The organism is Massilia sp. DWR3-1-1 (assembly GCF_049898325.1).
Taxonomy (GTDB): Bacteria; Pseudomonadota; Gammaproteobacteria; order Burkholderiales; family Burkholderiaceae_D; genus JAFCUW01.
Genome location: NZ_JAFCXL010000005.1, coordinates 226369 through 248433 on the forward strand (window position 1 = coordinate 226369; position 22065 = coordinate 248433).

General features: G+C 67.3%; 19 protein-coding genes. 9 read left to right on the plus strand and 10 right to left on the minus strand.

Annotated elements, in window-relative coordinates:
- A complete protein-coding gene (locus ACP7EY_RS07580) occupies positions 1-2568 on the minus strand; it encodes a putative bifunctional diguanylate cyclase/phosphodiesterase (protein ID WP_426192049.1) in 2568 nt (855 codons plus the stop codon).
- 315 nt (positions 2569-2883) lie between these two features.
- Here ACP7EY_RS07580 and ACP7EY_RS07585 point away from each other — a divergent pair, with 315 nt between their 5' ends.
- From ACP7EY_RS07585 to ACP7EY_RS07595, 3 genes are read left to right on the plus strand one after another with little or no spacing between them, the layout of a single operon-like run.
- Positions 2884-3876 (plus strand): MerR family transcriptional regulator, encoded by a 993-nt coding sequence (locus ACP7EY_RS07585; protein ID WP_426192051.1) that lies wholly within the window; start codon positions 2884-2886, stop codon positions 3874-3876.
- A complete protein-coding gene (locus tag ACP7EY_RS07590; protein ID WP_426192053.1) occupies positions 3873-4118 on the plus strand; it encodes a TIGR02450 family Trp-rich protein in 246 nt (81 codons plus the stop codon). Before ACP7EY_RS07585 ends, ACP7EY_RS07590 begins: the two co-directional genes overlap by 4 nt.
- 22 nt (positions 4119-4140) lie before the next feature.
- Positions 4141-5715 (plus strand): cryptochrome/photolyase family protein, encoded by a 1575-nt coding sequence (locus tag ACP7EY_RS07595; protein ID WP_426192055.1) that lies wholly within the window; start codon positions 4141-4143, stop codon positions 5713-5715.
- A 3-nt stretch (positions 5716-5718) separates the two neighbouring features.
- Here ACP7EY_RS07595 and ACP7EY_RS07600 read toward each other — a convergent pair whose 3' ends face one another.
- From ACP7EY_RS07600 to ACP7EY_RS07610, 3 genes are all read right to left on the minus strand, one after another.
- Positions 5719-5871, minus strand: coding sequence for a DUF2256 domain-containing protein (locus ACP7EY_RS07600; protein WP_426192057.1), 153 nt, complete (start codon positions 5869-5871; stop codon positions 5719-5721).
- Positions 5868-6713 carry a CAP domain-containing protein gene (locus ACP7EY_RS07605; RefSeq protein WP_426192059.1) on the minus strand — a complete coding sequence of 282 codons (846 nt, stop codon included), beginning with the start codon at positions 6711-6713 and terminating at the stop codon, positions 5868-5870. The genes ACP7EY_RS07600 and ACP7EY_RS07605 overlap by 4 nt, the downstream gene beginning before the upstream one ends.
- A gap of 145 nt (positions 6714-6858) precedes the next feature.
- The gene (locus ACP7EY_RS07610; protein WP_426192061.1) at positions 6859-7317 is read right to left on the minus strand and encodes a fasciclin domain-containing protein; all 459 of its coding nucleotides are present in this window, start codon (positions 7315-7317) and stop codon (positions 6859-6861) included.
- A gap of 162 nt (positions 7318-7479) precedes the next feature.
- Between ACP7EY_RS07610 and ACP7EY_RS07615 the strand changes: the two genes are divergently transcribed.
- Together ACP7EY_RS07615 and ACP7EY_RS07620 are read left to right on the plus strand one after the other, a co-directional pair.
- Entirely contained in the window at positions 7480-8478 is a 999-nt protein-coding gene (locus tag ACP7EY_RS07615; protein WP_426192063.1) for a MerR family transcriptional regulator, read from the plus strand.
- 112 nt (positions 8479-8590) lie between these two features.
- Positions 8591-9745: a branched-chain amino acid ABC transporter substrate-binding protein gene (locus ACP7EY_RS07620; RefSeq protein WP_426192065.1), complete on the plus strand. Its 1155-nt coding sequence runs from the start codon at positions 8591-8593 to the stop codon at positions 9743-9745.
- Between the two features lie 3 nt (positions 9746-9748).
- Here ACP7EY_RS07620 and ACP7EY_RS07625 read toward each other — a convergent pair whose 3' ends face one another.
- Positions 9749-10150 carry a DUF2177 family protein gene (locus ACP7EY_RS07625; RefSeq protein WP_426192067.1) on the minus strand — a complete coding sequence of 134 codons (402 nt, stop codon included), beginning with the start codon at positions 10148-10150 and terminating at the stop codon, positions 9749-9751.
- 389 nt (positions 10151-10539) lie between these two features.
- On the opposite strand from ACP7EY_RS07625, the gene ACP7EY_RS07630 reads away from it, so the two are divergent.
- From ACP7EY_RS07630 to ACP7EY_RS07640, 3 genes are all read left to right on the plus strand, one after another.
- Entirely contained in the window at positions 10540-13203 is a 2664-nt protein-coding gene (locus tag ACP7EY_RS07630; RefSeq protein WP_426192069.1) for a TonB-dependent receptor, read from the plus strand.
- 135 nt (positions 13204-13338) lie between these two features.
- Complete coding sequence (locus ACP7EY_RS07635; protein WP_426192071.1) at positions 13339-15867, plus strand: family 20 glycosylhydrolase; 2529 nt, start codon at positions 13339-13341, stop codon at positions 15865-15867.
- Positions 15854-17167, plus strand: a complete 1314-nt coding sequence (locus ACP7EY_RS07640; protein WP_426192073.1) for an MFS transporter — start codon at positions 15854-15856, stop codon at positions 17165-17167. Before ACP7EY_RS07635 ends, ACP7EY_RS07640 begins: the two co-directional genes overlap by 14 nt.
- Here ACP7EY_RS07640 and ACP7EY_RS07645 read toward each other — a convergent pair.
- Both ACP7EY_RS07645 and ACP7EY_RS07650 read right to left on the minus strand, forming a co-directional pair.
- The gene (locus ACP7EY_RS07645; RefSeq protein ID WP_426192075.1) at positions 17141-17761 is read right to left on the minus strand and encodes a flavin reductase family protein; all 621 of its coding nucleotides are present in this window, start codon (positions 17759-17761) and stop codon (positions 17141-17143) included. The genes ACP7EY_RS07640 and ACP7EY_RS07645 overlap by 27 nt on opposite strands.
- 36 nt (positions 17762-17797) lie before the next feature.
- Positions 17798-18700: a helix-turn-helix domain-containing protein gene (locus ACP7EY_RS07650; RefSeq protein WP_426192077.1), complete on the minus strand. Its 903-nt coding sequence runs from the start codon at positions 18698-18700 to the stop codon at positions 17798-17800.
- Positions 18701-19005: 305 nt separating this feature from the next.
- On the opposite strand from ACP7EY_RS07650, the gene ACP7EY_RS07655 reads away from it, so the two are divergent.
- A complete protein-coding gene (locus ACP7EY_RS07655; RefSeq protein ID WP_426192079.1) occupies positions 19006-19542 on the plus strand; it encodes a DUF2058 domain-containing protein in 537 nt (178 codons plus the stop codon).
- Between the two features lie 122 nt (positions 19543-19664).
- Here the strand turns inward: ACP7EY_RS07655 and ACP7EY_RS07660 are convergent, their stop codons facing one another.
- The 3 genes from ACP7EY_RS07660 to ACP7EY_RS07670 all read right to left on the minus strand — a co-directional run bounded on the left by ACP7EY_RS07660 (position 19665) and on the right by ACP7EY_RS07670 (position 22057).
- On the minus strand, positions 19665-20126 hold the full coding sequence (locus tag ACP7EY_RS07660; RefSeq protein WP_426192081.1) for a hypothetical protein: 462 nt from the start codon (positions 20124-20126) through the stop codon (positions 19665-19667).
- 401 nt (positions 20127-20527) lie between these two features.
- Complete coding sequence (locus ACP7EY_RS07665; RefSeq protein ID WP_426192083.1) at positions 20528-21247, minus strand: PAS domain S-box protein; 720 nt, start codon at positions 21245-21247, stop codon at positions 20528-20530.
- A gap of 132 nt (positions 21248-21379) precedes the next feature.
- Complete coding sequence (locus ACP7EY_RS07670) at positions 21380-22057, minus strand: type 1 glutamine amidotransferase domain-containing protein (RefSeq protein ID WP_426192085.1); 678 nt, start codon at positions 22055-22057, stop codon at positions 21380-21382.
- Between the last annotated feature and the right edge of the window lie 8 nt (positions 22058-22065).

Consider the following 22065-nt stretch of genomic DNA (forward strand, 5'->3'; position numbering starts at 1 on the left):
CTAGGCCACCTGCAGCGCCTGCTCGATGGCGGGCGCCGCCGCATGCGTTGCGCCGTCCGCCTGCGCCCGCAACAGCTGCCCCACCTGGTCCGGATGGAGGGGACGGTCGAACAGGTAGCCTTGGGCGACGTCGCAATCCATCGCCATCAGGTCGGCGCACTGGGCGGCCGTCTCGACCGCTTCGGCCACCACTTTCAGGTTCAGGCCATGGGCCAGCTGGACGATCGAACGGGCCAGCGCGTAGGAGCGCTCGCGGCCGGCCGCGTCGGCGCTCTCTCCCAGGCGGTTGACAAAGGAACGGTCCATTTTGAGGATGTCGGCCGGCAGTTCGGCCAGATACCCCAGGCTCGAGTAACCGGTGCCGAAATCGTCGATGGAAATTTTCACGCCGGCCCGGCGCAGCATGGCCAGGCCCGGCTGCAGCGCGGCGAAATCGTCGATCAGGATGCCCTCGGTAATTTCCAGGTCCAGGCAGCCGGCCGCGATGCCCGTGTCGGCGATGATGTGCAAGATGCGTTCGACCAGTTGCGGATGGCGCAGCTGGCGCGCCGACACGTTCACCGCCGTGGTCAGGGGCGGCAGGCCCGCATCGACCCAGGCGCGGTTCTGCAGGCAGGCCGTGCGCATCACCCATTCGCCGATCGGCACGATCAGGCCGGTCTCTTCGGCCAGCGAAATGAAGCGCGACGGCTCGATGCGGCCCAGCAGCGGGTGGCGCCAGCGCACCAGCGCCTCGACGCCGATCATGCGCTCGCTGAGCAGGTCGATCTGCGGCTGGTACTCGAGGAACAGTTCGCCGTTCTGCAGGGCCGAACGCAGCTGGTTTTTGAGGGCGAAACGCTCGTTTGGCGGCATCACCGTTTCGCTCGGGTAGAGCTGGGTCTTGTTGTCGCCCCAGGTCTTGGCCGTTTTCAGGGCGCTGTCGGCGCGCTTAATGAGGACATCGACGTCGCTGGCCCCCGGAAACGCGGCGATGCCGATCGACAGGCTGACAAACCATTCGCGCCCTTCCAGCAGCAAGGGCATGCCGAACTGCGCCAGGATCTTTTCCGCCACCACCAGGGCCTCGCTTTCCATGGCCAGATTTTCCAGTACCACCGCCAGTTCGTCGCCCCCCCAGCGCACGATGGTGTCGGCGTCATGCAGGCAGGCGCGCACCCGGTGGGCGATCTGCACCAGCACGGCGTCGCCGGCGTCGAAGCCGAGGGCGTCATTGACTTCGCGGAATTTATTGACGTTCAGTAGCATCAGGGCACCGCCGCGGCCCGCCCGCGGCATCTGCGCCACGGCGCCGGCCAGGCGTTCGCGCAGGGCCGTTCGGTTGGGCAAACCGGTCAGCTGGTCGCGCTGCGGGCCGGCGGCGTCGACGATGGCCGGGCGCACCCCCGCCAGGCTCGACGGCGGATGGCGCACGTCGCTGTGCGGCACGCTCGCCAGGCGGGCGGCCTGGCCGTGGAACACCACCCGGTTGCGTCCGCGCGCCTTGGCCATGTACAGCGCCTCGTCGGCGCGGGCAATGCTTTGCGCGATGGTGTCGCCCGTGCGGAACTGGGCCACGCCGATCGATACCGTCATCGCCAGCGCGCCGTCGATGTCGGCAAAGCGCAGCGCCTCGACGGCGGCGCGGATTCGTTCGACGAGGGCGGCAGCGGCCTCGATCGGCGTCTCCGGCAGCATCAGCAGGAACTCCTCGCCGCCGTAACGGCCGAAGGAATCGGTGTCGCGCACCTGTTGCTGCACCGCGTGGGCAAAGGCGCGCAGGACCTCGTCGCCGGCCGAGTGGCCGTAGGTGTCGTTGATGCGCTTGAAAAAATCGATGTCGAGCAGGCACAGGCAAAACGGCCGCGCCGCGCGCGCGCTGCGGGCCCGTTCGGCGTCGATCAGCGCCAGCAGGTGGCGGCGGTTGTGCACCCCCGTCAGTTCGTCGCGGATCGCCAGTTCATTGATGAAGTTGAGCGCCCGTTCGAGCTTGATGAAGCCCTGGGTGCGAGTCATCTCGAACAGCAGCACGAACACCACCACCAGCACAATCAGGCCGACGTTCGACAGCAGGTGCAGCATCGCCAGGTCCGGCACATGCTGCAGCGGCAGGCGCACGCCCAGCAGGGGCAGGGCGAACAGCGTGGCCAGGGTCAGGCAGGCGGCGCTGGTCCAGCCCACCGCGCTGCGCATGCCGCCGATCAGCATGGCGACGACGGGCGGCACGATCAGCCATGGCGCGGTGGGCGCGCTGACGCCGCCCAGGTGCGCGCTGAGCCACGTAAAAAGGCAAAAGCCGGTGCCGATGAACACTTCGCAGGCGGCGCGCATGCTGCCGCTCCAGCGCATCACGAACGGCGTCGCCACCATGGGCACGCAGGCCAGCACGATCATGCGGGCGCCGGCCGGGTAGCCAAGATAGTCGTACAGGGCGGCGAAGCAGGGCCCGGCCAGCGCCGCCATGACGACCGCGTTGATGATATTTTGCGCACGGCTGAGCAGTGCCGGCGTGTGCTGCAGCCGGGCCGGAATAAACCAGTGAACGGCCGCCATGTAGCGGCGCATCAGGCGCGATCCCACTGTCTTCATGTAAGTTCCGTCGAGTAAAACACGGCCGCGCTGCCCCGGCGGCGCGTTCCGCAAAGCAATATGTTATGGTTTTCTTAATAGTAACATGACAAGCCCGGAAGAAAGCTTGCTGATAGTACATTTTTCGTGCATATGTGTCGTAACGGTAACATCAGCCTGGAAAGGCGGTGTGCGCCAATGTGCGGCGGCCACGCCCGCAAGCGGTTCATGGTGCCGGCTTGACTCGCTAAACGGCGCGATTGGCGCCTTTTTACCGCCATCGACGGGCAATCGCGGGCGCTATAATGCCCCCATACGTCGCAATAACGGTTCATTATGACTCTTCAAGCAGGCACTGACACGGCGCTGGCCGCCACCGACCACGGCGCCGCCAGCAGCAACGATTATCGTACGGGCACCGCGGCCAGGCTCGCTGGCTTGCCGGTGGAAACCTTGCGCGTCTGGGAGCGCCGCTACAATATTTCGGAAACGGCCCGCTCGGCGCGGGGCCAGCGCCTCTATTCGGATGCCCAGGTGCGCCGGCTGTCCCTGATCAAGCAATTGGTCGACGAGGGTCACGCGGTGGGCAGCCTGGCCAGGCTGGAAGACGAACAACTGCGCACCTTGCTGCCCGCCGCCACGCCGGCCGCACCCGCGCCCGCGCGGCCGGTCAAGGTGGCGCTGATTGGCGACGCCCTGGTGCGCCGCCTGGCCGGCGGCGGCCGCGAGCTGTTTGCCCTCGATATCGTCGGCGCCTGCGCCAGCCTGGAAGCGGCCGGCCGCCTGCGCACGAGCGGCGCCGAAGTGCTGCTGATCGAACTGGCCGAACTGAGCGACGCCGCGCTGGCGCCGATCGCCGCGCTGCGCGCGCAACTGGGCGCGGCCGCCGTGGTGTTGTACCGCTTCGGCGCCAGCGCCACCCTGGCGCGCCTGCGCGCCGACGGCTGCATCGTCGCCCACGGCCCGGCCGACCTGTCGCAACTGGTGCTGCTGTGCGAATCGGCCCGTCCCGGCGCGCCGCAGTTCGCCGACGCCGCGTCCATCGCACTGGCGCCGCCCCGCTTCGACGACGCCAGCCTGGCGGCGCTGGCGAGCATGCCCAGCGACCTCATCTGCGAGTGCCCGCGCCACCTGGCCGAGCTGCTGATGATGCTCAATAGTTTCGAGCGCTACAGCGGCGAGTGCGCCAACCGCACCCCGGCCGACGCCGTCGTGCACCGCGACCTTGGCGTGGCTGCCGGCCAGGCGCGCATGCTGCTTGAAGCGGCGCTGGAGCGGCTGGCCCGTGCCGAGGGCCTGGCGCTGCCGGTGGCGGACGGTGCGGCATGAGCGCGCCCTGGAGCACGCCGGCGCGCCTGCAGCTCAACCCGGCCAAGCTGGTGCGCAGCAAATGGACCGCCTGCGCGCCGGCCAACAAGGAAAAGCATTTCATGGTCACCGCGCTGGTCGAGCCGGCGCCCGGCGCCCCGATCGAAAGCGTCACCCTGCAAGCGGTCCATTCGGGCCGCCAGTTCGACCTCGTCTGGCGCCAGCTGTGCGACGGCGCCACCTGGCGCCAGGGCTGGGTATGAGCGGCCGTCGCCGGGGCTAGCCATGGCAGAGTCTGCAATGGCGGCGCAGCCCGCCAGCCTCGTGCGGCTGGTGCTGGGGGACCAGCTCAATGCGCTCCACAGCTGGTTCCAGGTGGCCGATCCGGCCGTGCTGCTGGTGTTCATGGAGGTGCGCCAGGAAACCGACTACGTGCTGCACCACGCGCAAAAGATCATCGCCATCTTCGCCGCCATGCGCGCGCTGGCGGCCAGCCTGGGCCAGGCCGACCACCGCGTGGCCTACCTGCGCATCGACGACGCCGACAACCGCCAGTCGCTCACGGCCAACCTCGAGCGGCTGATCGAACGCTGCGGCGCCACCCGCTTCGAATACCAGCAGCCGGACGAATGGCGGCTCGACCAGCAACTGGCCCAGTGGTGCGCGGCGCAGGCGAGCGCGCCGGCCGCTCTCGCCTCGACGATGGTCGACAGCGAGCATTTCTATACACGCCGCGATGACGCCGCCAGGCTGTTCGAAGGCCGCCGCAGCTGGCTGATGGAGCATTTTTATCGCCACATGCGCACCGCCCACGCGGTGCTGATCGACGCCGCCGGCCAACCCGAAGGGGGCCAGTGGAATTTCGATCACGACAACCGCCAGAAGTGGCCGGGCCTGCCGTCGGCGCCGCCCGAGCTGCGCCCCACCCATGACCATCGGGCGCTGTGGGCGAGCATCGAGGCCGCTGGCGTGGCCAGTTTCGGCGCGCCCCAGGCTGGCCATTTTCGCTGGCCCGTCGAGCGCGCCGAGGCGCTGGCCCAGCTCGACGCGTTCATCGTCGAAGCGCTGCCCCATTTCGGCCAGTTCCAGGACGCCATGAGCAGCCGCGCCTGGCGCCTGTTTCACTCGCTGATCTCGTTCGCGCTTAACGTCAAGATGCTGGCGCCGCGCGAGGTGGTAGGGCGGGTCGAGGCGGCCTGGCGCGCCGGTGCCGTGCCACTGGCGTCGGCCGAAGGCTTCATTCGCCAGATCCTCGGCTGGCGCGAATACGTGCGCGGCGTCTACTGGGCCAAGATGCCCCATTACGCCGAGCACAATGTGTTCGAACACGAGCGCGCCTTGCCGCGCTGGTTCTGGGATGGCGACACCAGGATGCGCTGCATGGCGCACGCGATCGGCCACTCGCTCGAACACGCCCACACCCACCACATTCACCGCCTGATGGTGATCGGTAATTTCGCCCTGCTGGCGGGGCTGGCGCCCAAGGCCGTGCACCACTGGTACCTGGGGGTGTATATCGACGCCTTCGAATGGGTCGAGCTGCCCAACACGCTGGGCATGAGCCAGTACGCCGACAACGGCATGCTCGCCACCAAGCCCTACGTGTCGGCGGCGGCCTATATCGACCGCATGAGCGACTACTGCAAGGGCTGCCACTACGACAAGAAAGACCGCAACGGCGAGCGCGCCTGCCCGTTCAACGCGCTGTACTGGGATTTTTTCGCCCGCAACGAAGCGCGCCTGGCCAGCAATGCCCGCATCGGCATGGTGTATCCGCAGCTGCGCAAGATGAGCGCCGAAGCGCGCCAGGCGCTGGCCGACAAGGCGGCGGCCCTGCGCGCGGACATCGACGATTTATAGGCGCTAGCGCCCGGCCGGCGTGCCGGCGCGGCGACAGCGCTCCGAGCAGAATTTGACCTGCTCCCAGTCGCGCTGCCATTTCTTGCGCCAGTTGAACGGCAGGCCGCAGCCGACGCACGTTTTGCTGGGCAGGTCGGCCTTTTTACGCATCTTCATCGGGGTGTGGCCAATACCTGGGTCCAGTACAGCGTGGCGTTGTCGCTGGCCTCGTTGATGGCGTAGGCCGCGCCCATGTGCGTGTAATGGGGATTCATCAGGTTGGCGCAGTGGCCCGCGCTGGCGATCCAGCCGGCCACCGCTTCCTGCGGCGAGCCCAGGCCCGAGGCGATGTTTTCGCCCACCCGCGACCAGCGGTAGCCGAGCTGCTGCACCCGTTCGCCGACGTCGCTGCCGTCGGTTTCAATGTGATCGAAATACACGCGCTGCGCCATGTCGCGGCTGTGGCCCAGCGCCGCCTTGCCCAGCAGGTCGTTCCAGGCCAGTGGCGGCGCCGCCCCGAAGGCGCGCTCGCCACAGCGGCGCGGCACCGCGCGGGCGGCGTTGACGGCGGCCAGGATGGTGCGGCCCGCATCGGGCCAGTCGGCCAGCACGGGCGGTCGGTACGGCGCCGCCAGCAGCACCACCCACTCGTCGCCGCGGCGCAGCACGCCGATGTCGCGAAAGCGCTCGCTGGTGAGCAGGGCGCAGTAGGGCCCGGCCATCGCCGCCATCGCCGCGCGCGCGTCAGGGGCGCCGCCGACGGACACGGCGCCCGCGTACTCGGCGCGGTAGCCGGCCTCTTGCATGGCATTTTCAAGCAGCACGCCGTGCGCCAGGCGCACCTGGAACAGGGCCGGCTGCGCCGTGAGCGGCGCGGCGGGGCGGCCGCAGGCGGGCGGATGGGCGCGCAAGGCGTTGACCAGGCCAGCCAGCGCGGCGACGCCATCGGGGGCGGGCGCGGCGGCAGCGGCGGCCAGGGGCATGGCGAACAGGGCAAGCAGGCGGGTAGCGGAGGGCATCAGGTGAGCTGGGGCACGGCGGTTGCCGGAGTGCGGGTGGTTTGATGGTTCGATTGTTCGATGGTTCGATTGTAGCGCGCACGGACAAAAAGCCACCCCGCGGATGCGGGATGGCTCGGCGCGGTCGAACCGTGCGGATGGCCGATTACATCTTCGGCATCAGCACCGTGTCGATGACGTGGATCACGCCATTGTCGGCGGCGATGTCGGTCTTGCTGACATGGGCCTTGTCGATCATGACTTTGCCGGCGTTGACCTTGACGGTGAGCGATTCACCTTCGACGGTCTTGACCATGCCCGGCTTGACATCGGCCGCCATCACTTTGCCCGGCACCACGTGGTACGTCAGCACCTTGGTCAGCGCGGCCTTGTCTTTCAACAGCGCGTCGAGCTTGGCTTTGGGGATCTTGGCGAAGGCGGCGTCGGTCGGCGCGAACACGGTGAAGGGACCGGGGCCCTTGAGGGTATCGACCAGGCCGGCCGCTTCGACGGCGGCGACGAGCGTCTTGAAGGTGCCGGCCGACTTGGCGGTGTCGACGATGTCGGCGGCGCTGGCGGCACCGAAAGCGAGGGTCATGGCGGCTGCGGTCAAGAATTTTTTCATGGTGTGCGACTCCTGTGGAAAATCGACGACGAAGATCGGATGATCCTCAAATCGAACCAGTGTTGAACCGGTATGCAGTCAATTTATAGTGTAAATTGATGCATGTCCAAAAGTGTGCACCGGTACGCAGGACATTTGGCGGTTCAATGACGGGTCAAACTGATGGAAAATAATAACGATACACGCGCCCAGCCGGCCGCGCCCAGCGGCTACCGCAGCGGGGTGGCGGCGCGCCTGGCGGGTCTGGGCGCGGCCACCTTGCGGGTCTGGGAACGGCGCTATCAACTGACGGCGGCGCCCCGCTCGGCCAGCGGCCAACGACTTTATACGTCCGCCCAGGTAGACCGTTTGCGCTTGCTCAAGCAGTTGGTCGACCAGGGCCATCCCATCGGCATCCTGGCGCCGCTGCCGATGGCGCGCCTGCAAGCGATGGCGGGCAGTGGCCAGCCGGCCGCCGATGCCGGCGCCATCGACGTCGCCGCCATTGGCGCCGGCCTGCTGCGGCGGCTGGCGGCGGCCATCGAGGACGGTTTGCCGCTGCGCCTGCGCAGTGTGCACGACGCGGCGGTGGCGGCCAGTGGACCCGTGGCGGGCGAGCCGGTGGCGCCGCTGGTGCTGCTGGTCGAACTGGCCGAGCCGGACGGCGCGGCGCTGGCCGGCTTGATGGCGGCGCGCCAGCGCAGCGGCGCCGCCGCCGTGGTGGTGCTCTACCGTTTCTGCGCCAGCGCGACGGTGCGCCTGCTGCGCGCCGAAGGTTTCATGGTGGCGCGCTTTCCTGGCGAAATGGGCGAATTGCCGCTGCTGTGCCAGGCCGCCCTGCAGCGTCGCCAGGCGCCGCAGCGGGCCGCCGCCGACGCGGCCGCCGCGCCCCGCTTTGACGACGTCACCCTGGCCGCCATCAGCGCCACCGGCAGCGTGCTGGCCGGGACGGGCGGTGCCGGCGACGCGGCCGCCACGGTGCGCCGCGATTGCGCCCGCGCGCTCGCCGAAATGCTGCTCACGGTGGGCAGTTTCGAGCGCTACAGCGCTGCCTGCGTCGAGAACGTCGCCGCCTCGGCGGCCGCCGACGCCGCGCTGCACCGCGATCTGGAAGCGGTCGCCGGCCACGCGCGCACCTTGCTCGAGCAGGCCATGGGCCGGCTGCTGCGCGCGGGCAGCTGACGCCGGCGCCGGCCGCTGTCAACGCGCCTATTTTATTTCCAGGGCAAGAACGTGGCGCCGCCTGCGCCAGGCAGGCTTTACAATCTGTCACCATTGTTCACCCGAGCCCGCCATGCCCACTTGCCCACCTGTCGCCCCCTTCTGCGCCGCCCTGGCCCTGATGCTGGGCTTGAGTCCCGCTGTCCACGCCCAGCGCGAGATCCGCATCGGCAGTGCCGCGCCGGTGTCCGGCCCGGCCGCCCACCAGGGCAAGGACACGGAAAACGGCGCCCGCCTTGCCATCGAGGACCTCAATGCGCGCGGCGCGCTGATCGACGGCGAAAAAGTGCGCTGGGTGCTGCTGGCCGAAGACGACGCCAGCGACCCCAAGCAGGGCACCGCGGTGGCCCAAAAGCTGGTCGATGCGGGCGTGGTGGCGGTGGTGGGCCACCTCAACTCGGGCACCACCGTGCCGGCCTCGAAAATCTATCACAGCGCCGGCATCGGCCAGATCTCGCCGGCCGCCACCACGCCCCTCTACACGCGCCAGGGGTTTGCGTCGGCGTTCCGGGTGGTGGCCAACGACGACCTGGTGGGGCGCAGCCTGGCCCGCTACGCGATCGCCACCCTGAAGGCGAAGAACATCGCCGTGATCGACGACCGCACGGCGTTTGGCCAGGGCCTGGCCGACCAGTTCGTCAAGGGCGTGAAAGCGGGCGGCGGCGGCGCGCACATCATCAGCCGCCAGTTCACCACCGACAAGGCCACCGATTTCAGCGCCATCCTCACGCAGATCCGCGCACGCCAGCCCGACCTGATTTTTTACGGCGGCATGGACGCCGTCGCCGGCCCCATGCTCAAGCAGATGCAGGCGTTGGGCATGCACGCGAAATTCGTCTCGGGCGACGGGGTCTGCTCGGAAAAGCTGCCCCTGCTGGCGGGTGACGCCCTGACCGACGACCTCGTCACCTGCGCGGTGGCCGGTGGCGTCAGCGGCGCCCAGGAGGCGGTCTACACCGCCTTCACCGAGCGCTACCTGCAGCGCTTCAAGCTGCCCGTGCAGACGTACGCGCCCTACGCCTACGATGCGGTGATGGCGTTCGCCGCGGCCATGCAGGCGGCCCGGTCGTCCGATCCCGTGCGTTACCTGCCGGCCCTGCGCGCGCTCAAGTACCAGGGCGTCACCGGCGTGATCGCCTTCGACGCGTATGGCGACCTGAACAACGCGGCGCTCACCCTCTACACCTACCGCAAGGGCAAGAAGGTGCGCTTGCAGGTGATCCGCTAGCTGCTAGCCCCAGCGCTTGGCGACGGCAAAACCGACGCTGGCGACGACGCAGGAGAGCACGCTGCCCCAGGCGATATCGATCAGGGTGAGCGGCAGCGGCCAGCCGCGCAGGGTGGCCAGGTTGCTCAGGTCGTAGGTGGCGTAGGCGACCAGTCCCAGCAGGGCGCCCAGTGCGGCCGCCTGGCGCCAGTCGTCCGCGCGCAGGGCCGGCAGGACGGCGAACACCACCAGGCCGACCGTGTAGAGCACATAGAACAGCGCCGCCGGCACCAGCTTGGGTTGCGCCAGCATCAGCTCGCCCAGGTACGATTTGTAGGTCGACCCCATCAGCACCGTCAGCCACAGTGCATCGATGGCGATCAGGGTGACGAGCGTACTGGCACAGGCGATCAGGGTGCGGGACATGGCGGCTTTCGGTGGGTGAGAAGTTCATAGTATGCCGTCGGCGCCGGCATGGCTGCATGATGGCGCGCGCGCGCGTGGCGGTCGGTTGAACCACGCACACAGCGGCGCGTCCCTGATCGGGCAACACACACCAGCGCGGTCGGCTGGTGTTTTTTTTCGTGAAAATGGCCGGCGCATGTTTAATTTATACAGATGCCAAAAATACGACACCCGTTCATCGCTTAGCAAGATTTGACAAACACCGCCCCCGCGCTGGCACCACAATCGGACCATCAACTGGAGAGACGCCCGAGCGTCCGCCGAATCAAGACTGGAATGCACAACACATCGAACCGGATCCGGCGCGGGCTTGACGCCCGCGCTGACCATCACACAGTTTTGGGGGAGTAATGAACGAGATGAAGGCACGGCAGCACAAGCGCACCGCGATCGCCGCGGCAGTAACGCTCATGATGATGGCGCTGGCGACGCAAGCGCAAGCGCAGGCGCAAGACGCCGGCGCGCGCGCCGACCAGGACGCGCCGCTGCAAGCGGTGGTCGTCAGCGGGGTGCGCGCCGCCCTTGAGCAATCGCTGCGCCAGAAGCGCGGCGCCGACGCCGTGGTCGATGTCGTCACCGCCGAAGACATCGGCAAAATGCCCGATAAAAACGTCGCCGACGCCATCCAGCGCCTGCCCGGCGTGAACACCCAGTCGTCGGCCGGCGGCGAAGGCGGCTTTGGCGAGAATGACCGCGTCAGCTTGCGCGGCACCAGCCCCAGCCTCCAGCAAACCCTGTTCAACGGTCACGCCATCAGCACCGGCGACTGGTTCGTCCTCAACCAGGTCGGCGGCAACGTGGGCCGCTCGAGCAGCTTTTCCCTGCTGCCGTCGGAACTGGTCAGCTCTGTCGTCGTGCAGAAGAGCGCCACCGCCGACCTGGTCGAAGGGGGCGTCTCCGGCGCCATCAACGTCATCACCCGCCGTCCGCTCGACCTGCGCCAGGCGCTCACGGTGGAAGGGTCCGTGCAAGCCAATTACAACGACCTGTCGAACAAGACCGAGCCCCAGTTCGCCGGCCTGGTGGCGTGGAAAAATCCCGCCAACACGCTCGGCGTGCTGGTGCAGGGCTTCTCCGAAAAGCAAGCGGTGCGCCGCGACGGCCAGGAGATCCTCGGGTATTCGACCATCAGCGCCACCAGCGCCGCGGCGCTCGCCAATCCCGCGCTGGCCGGGGTGGCCGTGCCGACCTTTATTGGCGCGAGCCTGTTCGAACAAACCAAGAAACGCAGCGGCGGCGCCTTCGACATCGACTGGCGTCCCTCGCGTGACCTGTCGCTCGACCTCAATGGCTTCTATTCGCAACTGAAGGCGCCGCACCAGAACACCAACTGGCTCGCCGCGCCGGCCAATTCGATCAACAGCGCCAACCAGATTCCCGCCAACGCGGTGGTGCGCAACAACACCCTGGTGGCGGCCAGTTTTCCCGTCAACAGCGGCGAAGTCGACAACATCTACCGTCCCGATGCGGGCGGCGAATCGTGGTACCTCGACGTGAACGGCAAATTCCGTGTCAACGCCGACCTGAGCTTCTCCGGCAAGGCCGGCAAGACCCACGGCGTCGGCTACGACCGCAGCGACGTGTACTACCAGAACAACGTCAACGGCGGCATGAGCTACGCGCTGAACGGCCTGTCGCCCGCCTCGGTGAGCTACCCGGGCGGCAGCACCACCACGCCCGGTTCGACGGCCTGGGCCGGCGGTGGCGAAGCGCAGTCGGTTGACCAGGAAAAGTACGCGCAGATCGATGGCGAGTGGCGCCTGCACGAGGGGCCCGTCGAAGCCGTCAAATTCGGCGCCCGCTTTACCGACCACCAGCGCAGCGCCGAACACCCGCTGGAAACCCGTCCCGGCGCGCTCGGCTTCAGCAACCCGGGCCCGGCCTGGTCGGGCCAGATGTACCCGTCCGACTTTGCCTCCAACCTGGGCGGCAACCTGGCGTCGAACTATTTTAAATATGACGGCGCCGCGCTGGCCGCGTGGGGCGCGGTGCCGGGCAACCGCCTGCTCGACTACACCGTGCGTCACAACTGGACGGACGAATTCAAGGTCAGCGAAAAAACCACGGCGCTGTACGCCATGGCCGATTTCGGCGGCGACAACTGGCACGGCAATGTCGGCCTGCGCGCCATCGAAACGCGCCAGAGCACCATCGTCAACCTGGCCGGCGGGCCCGCGCCCATCACCGGTTCGGCCTTCGGCGCCTACACCCCGACCACGTTCGAGCGCAGCTACCGCGACTACCTGCCCAGCGCCAACCTGAAGCTGGACGTGACACCAAGCCTGGTGCTGCGCGGCGCGCTGGCGAAAACCATCGCCCGTCCCGACTACAGCGCGCTGGGTGGCTCGGTGTCGCTCAACGATGATGCCTTGAGCGGCAGCGGCGGCAACGTCAACCTGGAGCCGGTCCGCTCGACCAATCTCGATGTGGGCGCCGAATGGTATTTCGCCCCCAAGGCATTGCTCTCGGCCGGCCTGTTCTACATGGACCTGCGCTCGATCGTGGCGCAGGGCACCTCCAACGGCACCTATTACAACAACAAGCGGGGCACCCGCACGGTGTACCAGATCACCTCGCCCTACAACACCACCGGCAAGAACAAGGGCGTGGAATTGAGCTGGCAGCAGCCCATCGCGGGCGACTTCGGCGCCCTCGTCAACTACACCTACGCCGACGGCAAACTCGACGATGGCAGCGAACTGCTGAACTCGTCGAAGGACACGTACAACCTCACCGGTTACTACGAGAACGCCCGCTTCAGCGCGCGCCTGGCCTACAACTACCGCTCGGCCTATAAAGCCGGGGTCGACCGCGGCGCCAGCCAGCACGTCGACAGCATGCCGTCGCTGGCGGCGTCGTTCAACGTCAAGCTGACCGAGCAGCTCACGCTCACCTTCGATGCGCTCAATCTGACCAATGAAACCATCAAGATGTACGCCGAGAACAAGGACCGTCCGCGCGCCTTTTACTCGAACGGCCGCACCTTCTACGTGGGCTTGCGCGCCAAGCTGTAAGGCTGCCAGGCAGCTAAGCAGTCAAGTATTCCAGTAGTGCTTGGGGCAAGGCCGCAGCTGGCCTTGCCCATTTTTTTGCCGGCACGCCATCGCACCCCGTGCCGTCGCGCGGCCTCGCGCCCGCCAAGGATCACCATGCCCCATCCTGTTTCACCCGTTTCCGTCCCCGCCAGCGCGCCGATTACGCTGACCTGGGCCTGCCTGTCGAACTTCGACCGCAGCAATGCCTTCACGGCGCGCCTGACCCTGCGCAACCGTTCGGCGTATCCGATCGCCCCCGGCTGGTCGATCTGTTTCAACACCTGTCGCAAGGCCATCCCCGGCTCGGTCGGGGGCGGCTATGCGATCGACCACGTCAACGGCGATCTGTTTCGCCTGAGCGCGCCGGGCGCGGCGGCGTGGCCGGCCGGCGTCACCCTGACGGTCGATTACCAGGCGCAGTTCTGGGCCATCAGCGTCACCGACGCCCCGCTGGGCTTTTACATCGTCGCCGCCGACGGCGCCGTCGCCGACCTGGGCGATCCCGCCATCGCCCCCTTCACCACGCCGCAGCAACGCCACCGGGGCGTGGCCGACCAGGCACCGGCGCTCGACGCCGCCGGCCGCTATCGCGACAACGCCAGCCTGGTCACGCTGCCTGCGGCGCAGGTGGGGCGGCTGACCCCGACCCCGGTCGCCGCCAGCTTCGGCGCGCAGCGCGCCACCCTGAGCCGGCACACCTCGATCGTTTTTTCGGACGGCTTGCGCGGCGAGGCGGCGCTGCTGCGCGCCATCCTCGACGCCTTGCCAGCCAGTCCCGCGCCAGCGAGCGTGGTCCGCATCGTGCTCGATATCGACATCGATATCGAGCACGCTGCAGTGGCGCCGCAGGAAGCCTATCGCCTCGACATCGCCCTCGACGCCATCGGCATCCGTGGCGGTGGCGCCCACGGCGTCTTCAATGGCATCCAGAGCCTGCGCCAGCTGCTCGACGGCGCCAGCGTGCCGACCGGGCAGGTGCAGGACGCCCCCCGCTTCGCCTACCGCGGCATGATGCTCGACGTCGCCCGCCATTTCGCCAGCGTGGCAACGGTGCTGCGCCTGCTCGACTGCATGGCGCTGTATAAACTCAATCGCTTTCACTTTCACCTGACCGACGACGAGGGCTGGCGCTTTTTCGTGCCGGCGCTGCCGGAACTGACCGAGGTGGGCGCCCGCCGCGGCGTGGCGCCCGATGGTGCGCCATGCCTGCCGCCGTCGTTCGGCTCGGGCGCCGATGTCGCTGCGTCGGCCGGCACGGGTTTCTACAGCGCCGCCGAGCTCATCGCCATCGTCCGCTACGCCCATGCGCTTCACATCGAAGTGATCCCCGAGTTCAATGTGCCCGGCCACGCGCGCGCCGCCATCGTCGCCATGCGCGCGCGCCACGACCGCCTGCGCGCTGGCGGCGACATCGAAGGCGCCGAACGGTATCTGCTCGACGACGGCGCCGATGCCTCCGTGTATGAGTCGGTGCAGCTGTGGCATGACAATGTCGTGTGCATCGCGCTGCCCTCGGCCGAGCGCTTCTTCGACACCGTCGTCGCCGCGCTGGTGGCGCTGTTCGAGGCCGCCGGCGTGCCGCTGCGCACGGTGCACACGGGCGGCGACGAAGTGCCGGCCGGCGCCTGGGCCGGTTCGCCCCTGTGCCAGGCCTTGATGCGCCAGCGCGGCTGGACCACGCTGGCGCAGTTGCGCGGCGATTTTGCCGCCCGCTGCCACGCCATCCTGGCCCGCCACGGCATCACCTACGGCGGCTGGGAAGAGAGCGCGCTCGAGCACGCGTTGGTCGATGGCCACAGCCGCTCGCTGCCCGCCCGCCGTTTCGCCGGCGCCGGCTTTCAGGTCTACGCCTGGAACAACGCCTGGGGCTGGGGCCAGGAAGATGTCGCCTACCGCCTGGCCAATGCCGGCTACCAGGTGGTGCTGGCCAATGCCGCCAACCTGTATTTCGACCTGGCGTACGCCAAGGATGGCGAGGAACCCGGTTACTACTGGGCCGGCTTTGTCGACACCCGCGACGCCTTCACCTTTTGTCCGCTCGACGCCGGCGCCAGCGCGGGCAGCACGCCGATGGGCGGTGCGGTCGCCGCCACCACGCTGGCCGCCATGGCGCCGCTCGATGCCGGCGGGCGCACCCGCATCGCCGGGCTGCAGGGGCAGTTATGGGGCGAGAACGCCAACTCCCGCCAGCGCATCGAATACCTGGCCGCGCCGCGCCTGATCGCGCTGGCCGAACGGGCCTGGGCGCCCGATCCCGGCTGGTCGTCGATCGATGTGCCCGCCGAACGGACGCGCGCCGTCGCCAGCGCCTGGAACGAGTTCGCCAACCGGCTGGGCCAGCGCGTGCTGCCGCGGCTCGACGCCACCCTTGCGTTCGGCTACCGCCTGCCGCCGCCGGGCGTGCGCATCGAGCGCACGGGCGGGCAGTGCAGCGTCGCCGCCAACGTCGCCTTGCCGGGGCTGGCGCTGCATTACACTGTCGACGGCAGCGTGCCCAACGTCGCCAGCGCGCGCTACGACGGCGCACTGGCGCTGGCGCCCGGCGCCGCCGCCATTCTTACGATCGCCTCCTTCGACACGGGCGGCCGCGCCAGCCGCCTCGTTACCATCGACCTGAAAGCTGCCGCTGATGAACAAGCCTGAACCGATGCTGTCCGCGCCTGCCGTGCGCCACCCGCTGGCCTGGGTGCCCACCTTGTACCTGGCCCAGGGCCTGCCGTTCTACGCGGTGGCGCTGGTGGCCGGGCTGATGTTCAAGAGCATGGGCGTGGCCAACGACGCCATCGCCCACTGGACCGGTGTATTGGGACTGGCGTGGGTCTTCAAGGCCTTGTGGAGCCCCTTCCTGGAACTGGCGCGCAGCAAGAAAGCGGTCGTCGTGCTGTTCCAGTTGACGGGCGGGGTGGCGCTGGCGGGGGTGGCGCTGGCCTTGCAACTGCCCGGCTGGTTCGCCGCCAGCCTGGCCCTGCTCGCGGTGGTGGCGCTGGCCTCTAGCACCCACGACATCGCCGCCGATGGCTTGTACATCGCCAGCCTGTCAGCGCGCCAGCAGGCCGCTTACGCCGGCTGGCAGGGGGCCTTCTTCAATGGCGCCAAGTTCCTCTCGCTCGGCGGCCTGGTGATCCTGGCCGGCATGCTCGAGCCGCGCATCGGCGTGGCGCCCGCCTGGTCGCTCATTTTCGGCCTGCTGGGCGCGGCGCTGGCGGCGCTGGCCGCCTATCACCTGTGGGCGCTGCCGGGGACGGCCCATGGCGGCGCGCTGGCCGCGCCCTCGGCGCGCGCCGTCGCCGCCACCCTGGTCGACGTCATCCGCGCCTTCTTCGCCAAGCCGGGCATCTGGCTGGCGATCCTGTTCATCATCCTGTTTCGCGCCGGCGAAGGGCAGATCCAGACCATCGGTCCGCTGTTCCTGCGCGACGCCCGCGCGCTCGGCGGGCTGGGCTTGTCGACCGCCGAAGTGGGGGCCGTCTATGGCACCGCCGGCACGCTGGCGTTTCTGGCCGGCAGTATCGGCGGCGGCTACTTCACGGCCAGGCTGGGGCTGCGGCGCGCCATGCCGTGGCTGATCCTGGCGATGAACCTGCCCAACCTGGTGTTCTGGTACCTGAGCGCGGTGCAGCCGAGCTCGCTGGCGCTGGTCGCGGCGGCGCTGGGCGTGGAGATGTTCGGCTACGGTTTTGGGTTTGTCGGCGTGATCCTGTTCATCATGCAGGTCGTCGCCAGCGGCAAATACCAGACCGCCCACTACGCGCTGGGCACCGGCTTCATGCAACTGGGCTTCGTGCTGTTCAAATTCATCAGTGGCGACATCCAGCAGGCGCTGGGCTACCGCCACTTTTTTGTGTGGGTGATGGTGGCCGCCATTCCCGTGCTGGTGCTGTCGCGGCGCATGTGCTTCGATGGCGCGCCGGCGCCGTCAGCGGGGGCGGGCCATGCGAAATAGCTGCGCGGGGCCGATCGAAAAATAATCGGCCGGGCCGCCGCCGCGCAGCACGTGGCCGGCGCTGGCGGTGTCGTAGACGCCGTCCTTGAGCAGCGCGCGGTCGATGTGCACGCCCACCACTTCGCCCAGCACCAGCCAGGTCGGCACGGTTTCGCCATCGGCCCGTTGCAGCTGCACGATCTGGGTGGTGCGGCACTCGAACGCGACGGGGCTGTCGGCCACCAACGGCGCCTTGATCAGCCGCGCCTCGGCCATGCTCAGGCCGGCCAGCTCGAATTCGCTGACCTCGGGCGGCACCGCCGCGCACGTCAGGTTCATCTGCTCGGCCAGCGGCCGGGTCACCAGGTTCCAGGCGAATTCGCCCGTCTCTTCGATATTGCGCAGCGAATCCTTGTAGCCGATGCTGGCGAAACCGACGATGGGCGGGATGTAGTTAAAGACGTTGAAAAAGCTGTACGGCGCCAGGTTCGGCTGGCCGGCGCCGTTGCGGGTGGAAATCCAGCCGATCGGGCGCGGCCCGACGATGGCGTTGAACGGGTCGTGCGGCAGGCCGTGGCCGGCGCGCGGTTCATAGAAATGGCTGGGACCGGGCATGCGGACTCCTCGAGGGTAAAACGCTACGATACCCGATCAGCGCTTCTTGACGGGCAGCGCCAGCCAGCCCTGCCACTGGCCGGCGCTGTCGCGTTCGACCTTCTGGATGTGGGGGCGGGTGCTGTCGAGGCGCCACACGGCCTGCTGTTCGAGCCAGTCTTCGTAGATCGAGCGAAAGCGCGGCCACTCGCGGTGAAAATCGAGGATCGCGTAGTCGCCGGCGGGCAGCACGCGCAGGCCCAGGTTGGGATCGGCCACGTCGATGCCGGCCACGCCGAAGTCGTAACAGTATTCGCGCTCGCCCGTAAAACCCGGGTCTTCGTCGAACACGCCGTAGAAGGCGGTGTCGGCGGGCGCGCCGTCGCTGCTCGCGCGGTCGCCGATGAAGACGTTGCAGGCGATCGACAGGGCGGCGCCCGACTGGCCGAAAAAACGCTGGTAGCGCAGCCTGACGGCGGGCAGGGCGCGCACGCGGATGCGGGCGGCCACGCTGCCCGGTGGCGGCGCGCAGTAGGGCGCCAGGATGACGTCGAGATTGTCCGCTTCGGCGACAAAAAAACTGACGTCGCTTTCGCGCCCCACCTGCTGGTCCATGTAGGCACGCCAGTCGCCGTCGCGCCAGGCCTTGGCCGACATGGCGAACTGCTGCTTGAAGGCCTTGGCGAAGGCGGCGTTGGAGGGGAAGCCGCAATCCTGGGCGATGCGCACGACGGCCACGTCGGGCTCATGGCGCAGCAGGTGGGCGGCGCGGCGCAGGCGGCGCTTGCGCTGGTACTCGACGGCCGAAAAGCCCGTCAGCTCGCGGAAGATGCGGTCAAAATGGAACGAGGAATAACTGGCCGAGGCGGCCAGGCTTTCCAGCGCCAGCGGGTCGCCCACCGAATCGAGCATCAGGTCCATCACTTCGCACAGGCGCGACAGGCGCGAGGTGGGCTTCACGGCGCCCTGCACATCGGGCGCGTCACAGGCATCGGGTCAGGCAGGCGGAAATACGGCATCGAAGGCATCGGTAAGCAAGTTGCGGCAATTATGGCGCAAACAGCGTGTATTAGCGACTGTCGCGAGGCCGGCGCCCCCTGGCCGTTGGGAATATCCCACGCGGTGCGCCAAGGCGCCGGCAAAGCGGGGCGAAATGGCCATGCCAGCTGCATGGACAGGCAGAAGGACCGGCAGAAAGCCGGCGCGTGGCAGGCGGATTTGCTATGCTGTCGGCTGCCCACGGGGGCGTCTTATTGGAGCAGAACATGGTGTCCTTGCACGAGCAGTTACTCAAAGCCGGTCTGGTGGATAAAAACAAGGTCAAGCAGGCCGCGCACAAGCAGCAGCAGCAAAAAAAGGTCGAGCGTCGCAGCGGCCTGGAAAGCGTCGACGAGGCGCGCGCCGCCGCGCTCGAACTGCAGCGCAAGAACGCCGACAAGGCGCGCGAAGCGAATGCCGCGCGCGACGCGGCCGCCAACCAGAAAGCCATCGTGGCGCAGATCGCCCAGATGCTGGCCAAAAACCGCCAGTCCAAGGGCAATGGCGACATCGCCTACAACTTCACCCACGGCAGCAAGATCGAGCGGATTTACGTGTCGGCGGCCGTGCGCGACCACTTGACGGCCGGCCGCCTGGTCATCGTGGTGCTCAATGGCGTCGTCGAACTGGTGCCGCGGGTGATCGCTGAAAAAATCGCCGAGCGCGATGGGGCGCTGGTGGTGCGGGTTAACAAGCCGACGGCGCAAGTGGACGAAGATGATCCGTATGCGGCTTTCCAGATCCCCGACGATTTGATGTGGTGATTTGATGTGGTGATTTGATGTGGTGATTTGATGTGGTAATTGCCGCACGCGTGTGCTGCATAAAAAAAGCCGGCCAGGTTGATTCCCTGGCCGGCTTTTTTTGGGGGGTTTTCTCAGCGGTGTTAGCGTGTCGCTGCCGCACCGCTGGCCGCCGCGGCCACTGGCGCGATCGCCGTTTCACCCATCACGATTTGCATCAAGGCCGGGTAATCATAAGCGGCGCCGGAAGCGGCATCGACACCGGCACCGATAAACCCGCCAAATAGAATGTTTCCGGCCATCATGCCCTTGGTGGAGGACTTGACCGTGGCCAGGCCTGCCGGGATGCCGGTTTTTTCGCACTTGATATTCAGGTCGCCATAGGCGCGGTGGATGGTGACGGTACCGGGCGTGGTGACGTAATACACCCCCTTGTCATTTTCCAGCTTGCAGGTGGCGCCGGCCAGCGGCGCGGCAGCATGCATCGTTTCCACCGAGATCAGCTGGTTGGTGCCGCTGACAATCGAGGCGCAACCGGTCAGTCCGGCGGTGAGGGCTGCGGCGGTGACAATGGCGATCGACTTTGCTGTGCTGCGAAGATTCATCTCGGTATTCCTCTTGTTATTGCCCATGGCTGGGCCGTGTCGTGTGGAATGCCTTTATACAAGTTTCATTTACAATTAGCAATAAAATATGCTTACTTTTTTAAAAACATGGGGTGGCCGATTCTTTTGTTGGTTCATTACCACGGGTAAATATATTCGATGGCAAGAAGTGGCGACATGTTGTACATACTGGCGCCCCGGAACGGTGCAGTAGCGCACGGAACGCGGCCATGTTTTCCGGCATTGTTGCTACACATATTTCAACACGCACAAAAGGAGACACACCATGGGTAAATATTTTCTGGCCTGGATACTGGGCGTACCGGCCATCGTGCTGGCGATCGTCTACTTATTCTTTAACTGATGCGTTGTTGCGGGGCCAGCGCGAACCGGTACAGGTTCTAACGGGAGATGGTGGCTTTTTCGTAGAAGCGAAAGCCGACGGCGCGCAGGGTGCTGATCGGCAGTGGCTGGGCGCCGGCCTGCTGCACCTTGCGGCGCAGTCGCCGTATCTGGGTGTCGAGGCGGCGCTGGTCGTAGTCGAGGAAATCTTCGCCCAGTGCTTCGACAATGGCGCGGCGGGTGATGACGCCATCGGTGCTCATGATTACCAGCAGTACCGCATGGTCCTGGGCAGACAGCGTAATGCGCACGCCATCGGGCGTGAACAGCATGCGGGGCGAGGCCGACAGGCGCCAGCAGGGCAGGGCTAATGGCAACAACTGGCGCACCACCAGTGCGTTGTCGTCCGTGTGGCGCTGGGTGATGTCGCGCGCCACCGCGACCCGCACCTGGTGCTCTTCTGACCAGGCCGCCGACCAGCTGATGGACACGGTGTCGCCATCCTTGCGCACGTAGCGGTTTTCAAAATAGCTTTGCAGGTAGCCGTCCATCACGCGTGCGATCGATTGCAAGGTGCGCTCGAGGTCGTCGGGATGGACCAGGTCGAGCATGTTCTTGCCGATCATTTCGGCCGGGGTGTAGCCAAAAATCCGTTCGCAGGCGCCACTGATGTTGACGACATTGCCGTTGGCATCGACGACACAAATCGCGTCCAGTAACAAATCCTTGTATCCCTCGGGCGGCAGGCCTGCCGGCGCCGCCGTATCGTGCTGTTTCAAACCGTCGCGCTCCAGATTTCATTCCGCCAACAAGGGCGTGCGGCCCCTATCATAATGCAGCGGAGGAAATTTGCAGGGAGACCAGCCCGTATCGTCCGGTGTGTCGCCGAGACCAGGCGTGCCGGCCGGTGATCAGGCCAACAGCTTGAGTAATGCCTTGGCGCCCGCTTCCGACGAGGCCGGATTCTGGCCGGTGATCAACAGCCCGTCTGTGAGCACATACGAGGCCCAGTCGGCGCCTTTCGAGTACACGCCGCCGTTTTCCTTGAGCATGTCTTCAACGAGGAAGGGCACCACGTCGGTCAGTCCCACGGCGTCCTCTTCCGTGTTGGTAAAACCCGTCACCTGCTTGCCCTTGACCAGCGGCGTGCCGTCGGCGGCCTTGACGTGACGCAGCACGCCCGGTGCGTGGCAGACGGCGGCGACGGGCTTGCCAGCGGCAATCATCGCTTCGATCAGGGCGATCGACGCCTTGTCTTCGGCCAGGTCCCACAGGGGGCCGTGGCCGCCCGGGTAGAACACGGCGTCGAAATCGGCGGCCTTGACGGTGGCCAGCTTAACGGTCGAGGCCAGCGCCGCCTTGGCGGCGGCATCGCCCTTGAAGCGGGTGGTCGCATCGGTCTGCGCATCGGGCTCGTCGCTTTTCGGGTCGAGCGGCGGCTGGCCGCCCAGCGGCGAGGCGAGGGTGAGGGTGGCGCCCGCGTCTTTCAGGGTGTAATACGGCGCGGCAAATTCTTCCAGCCAGAAGCCGGTTTTCTTGCCAGTGTTACCAAGTTGGTCGTGCGAAGTTAATACCATCAATACATTCATGTCAATCT